This window comes from Synechococcus sp. R55.7 (genome assembly GCF_047461955.1).
In the GTDB taxonomy this organism is placed as follows: Bacteria; Cyanobacteriota; Cyanobacteriia; order Thermostichales; family Thermostichaceae; genus Thermostichus.
The window spans coordinates 1-3,160 of record NZ_JANSIC010000135.1; the positions used below are offsets into that span (position 1 = coordinate 1).

Annotated in this window: 3 protein-coding genes; all 3 read left to right on the top strand. The window is 61.6% G+C overall.

The genetic code is table 11. The annotated features are described in order from the left end of the window. Window positions 1–961: O-antigen ligase family protein (locus NW820_RS08325; protein ID WP_414407219.1), on the top strand; the 961-nt coding region annotated here is incomplete at its 5' end. Between the two features lie 122 nt (window positions 962–1,083). Continuing rightward, a complete protein-coding gene (locus NW820_RS08330) occupies window positions 1,084–2,229 on the top strand; it encodes a quinone-dependent dihydroorotate dehydrogenase (RefSeq protein ID WP_414375300.1) in 1,146 nt (381 codons plus the stop codon). Window positions 2,230–2,260: 31 nt separating this feature from the next. Further along, window positions 2,261–3,148, top strand: coding sequence for a photosystem I biogenesis protein BtpA (gene btpA, locus NW820_RS08335; RefSeq protein ID WP_414329797.1), 888 nt, complete (start codon window positions 2,261–2,263; stop codon window positions 3,146–3,148). Window positions 3,149–3,160: the final 12 nt, after the last annotated feature.

Here is a 3,160-nt window from a genome sequence, read left to right on the forward strand (position 1 = left end):
TCCTGTAGGCCGTCGGCGTTTGGCCCAGATGTTGGTGTTGGGCAGCGGGCTGATGCTGCTTTTGGGTTGGGGAGAAGTGCTGTGGGGATGGCAGGGGCACTTCTTCTGGGGGCCGGTTTGGATTACGGGGGTTGCCGGGGGAGAGCGACCGGCGGCAGCCTTCACTTCCCCCAATACGCTGGCCATCTACCTGGTGATCCACCTGTGCTTGGCAGCAGGGCTGTGGCTGGATCAGGCCGACAAAGACTGGCCGAGGGTGGTAGGGCTGGGAGCTGTGTTGGGGCTGGGATCCCTCTTGTTGCTGCTGACAGCCTCTCGCAACGGCTGGGGAGTGGGGGGGCTGGCGCTGATGATGGGGCTGGCCCTGCGGCGCTGTTGGTGGGGGATCGGGATCTTGGCCGGTCTGGGATTGGCCGGTTTGGCCGCTGCTTGGGATTGGCCGGGCTGGCGGGCCGTAGTGCCCCGATTGATTTGGAGCCGTCTGGCAGACACCTTCGATCCTCAAGCGCTCTACTTTAGTTCCACCGCCAACCGGCTGGATGCTTGGCAATTCGCCCTGCAGATGGTGCAGGAGCGGCCCTTGACCGGTTGGGGCTGGCAAAGCTTTGCCGCTCTTTACAATGCTCAAGATCCGCCGGAGCTGCTGGGCCATTGCCACAATTTGTACCTGCACCTGGCGGCTGAGGGTGGGATCCCGCTGTTGTTGGGCCACCTGATCCTGTGGGGTTGGATTTTGGCGCGGGGATGGCATGCTTGGCGGCGCTCGCAAGAAAGTGTCCTGTTGGGGATGCTGCTGGCCTTGACGGCGTTTTTTGCCTCAGGGCTTTTGGATGTGGTGATGTTGGATGGCCGCATTCACCTGCTGGTAACCTTACTCTTGGGGGCAGTTTGGGGAGCCAGCCTTGAGCGGCAAAGGGACTCCATCTCCGGCAAAGAGCAAGCCCAGAGAGGTTACCGTTGAGTGCTGCAATGGGATATCCCTTAGCTGGCAGTGAGCCCGGAGTCCATCAGTTGCTCACCGATTTTTGCGACGCGGAAGCAAGCTACAGCCAAGGGGCAGTTTACCTGTAGAGGGTCTTTGCGGTGAACCTGTACCGAGATGTGTTGTGGCCTCTGCTTTTTTCTGGGCTGAGAGCCGACCCGGAAGCGGTCAAGATGGGCCTGCTGCGCGCCTTGCACTGGATCGATGCCACCCAGGCCACCGGGATCCTATCGGCTCTGGAGCGACTGTTTTGCTACCGGGATCCCCGGCTAGCGGTGTCGCTGTGGGGCCTTACCTTTCCCAATCCCCTTGGATTGGCTGCGGGCTTCGACAAAGATGGCCTGGCTCTGGGCGTCTGGCCCAGCCTAGGATTTGGTTTTGTAGAGGTGGGCACCATCACTCCTCAGCCCCAACCGGGCAACCCCAAACCTCGCCTGTTTCAACTGCCCCAAGATCGCGCCGCCCTCAACCGCATGGGCTTTAACAACCAAGGGGCGGCGGCTCTGGCGGAACGGTTGCGCCGGCTACAGCAACGTCCCATCCCCATTGGAATTAACCTGGGCAAAGCCAAAATCACCCCTCTGGAAGAAGCGGCTGCCGATTACCTGGCCAGCTTCCAGCTGCTCCAGGAGCTGGGGGACTACTTTGTGGTCAACGTCAGCTCCCCCAACACGCCGGGGCTGCGATCCCTGCAGGCTGCTGAGCAACTGGAGCCCATCCTATCTGCCTTACAGCGGGAAAATCAGAAGCGAAAACCCCTCCTGGTGAAGATCGCCCCCGATCTGGACTGGCCCGACATTGACAGCATCCTGGAGCTGGCCCAAGACCATCAACTGGCCGGGATCGTGGCCACCAACACCACCCTGCGCCGCGATAACCTGAAAACCCGTTTCCTGCCTGGCCGCGGGATCCCCTTCGCACCAGCGGAGTCTAGGCCAATCCTTGCAGAAGCCGGCGGGATCAGCGGTGCCCCCTTGCGGGAGCGTTCCACCCAAGTCATCCGCTACATCCACCGCTCCACCCAAGGAAAATTGCCCATCATCGGAGTGGGGGGCATCTTCACCTTGGCCGACGCCTTGGAGAAACTGGAAGCGGGAGCCAGCCTGCTGCAGGTCTACACCGGCTGGGTTTACGAAGGGCCGGGTATGGTGCCGCAATTGCTCCGAGGCCTAGCCCGCTCTTCTCCCCCCAGCCCTGATGTTACACTTCCCCCAGAGAATACCCCTGTGGGTCAGATCCAGGCGTAAGATCGTTAGGGATCCCTGAGGAAGCTTGCCGGTGAACCTGCTGCAACACCTCTTCAAAACCCCCCATCCGGTCATTGGGGTGGTTCATTTGTTGCCGCTGCCCACCTCACCCCGTTGGGGGGGGGACTTGGAATGGGTGATCGCTCAGGCAGAACAGGCAGCTACTGCCCTGGCTGCAGGAGGGGTAGACGGGATCCTTGTCGAGAACTTTTACGATGCCCCCTTTGCCAAGGATCGGGTGGACGCAGCGGTGGTCAGCGCCATGACCGTCATCGTCCAGCGGCTGAAAACCCTGGTCTCGCTGCCGGTTGGGATCAACGTCTTGCGCAACGATGGCTGCAGTGCTCTGGCAATTGCCGCCTGCGTGGGGGCGCAGTTCATCCGGGTGAATGTGCTCTGCGGGGCGATGGTGACCGACCAAGGCATTATCGAGGGGAATGCCTACCGCCTGCTGCGCTATCGCCGGGAGCTGGGGGCTAACATCAAGATTTTCGCCGATGTGCTGGTGAAACACGCCCAACCCCTAGGTCCCATCAGCCTGGATGCGGCCATCACCGACACGGTGGAACGTGGCCTGGCCGATGCCATCATCCTTTCCGGCTGGGCCACCGGCAAGCCACCCCTTCTGGAGGAGCTGGAGCTGGCCCGCAAAGTTGCTCCTCAGGTGCCGCTGCTCATCGGCTCGGGGGCTACTGCTGAAAACATCGGCAGCCTGATCCGGCGGGCAGATGGAGTAATTGTGGCCAGTTCTCTGAAGCGATCTTCCCGTTCCGCAGGCATGCCGGCAGGCTATTCGGATCCCTTTCCCATGATCGACCCGATTCGGGTGCGGCAGTTTGTGGAAGCACTGCACCTTGCGCTCCGTGAGCGGGCCTCCAACCATGCTTGTCTGGCCGCTCCCGGCTCTGGTTCCAACTAGCCGTTGGCGCTA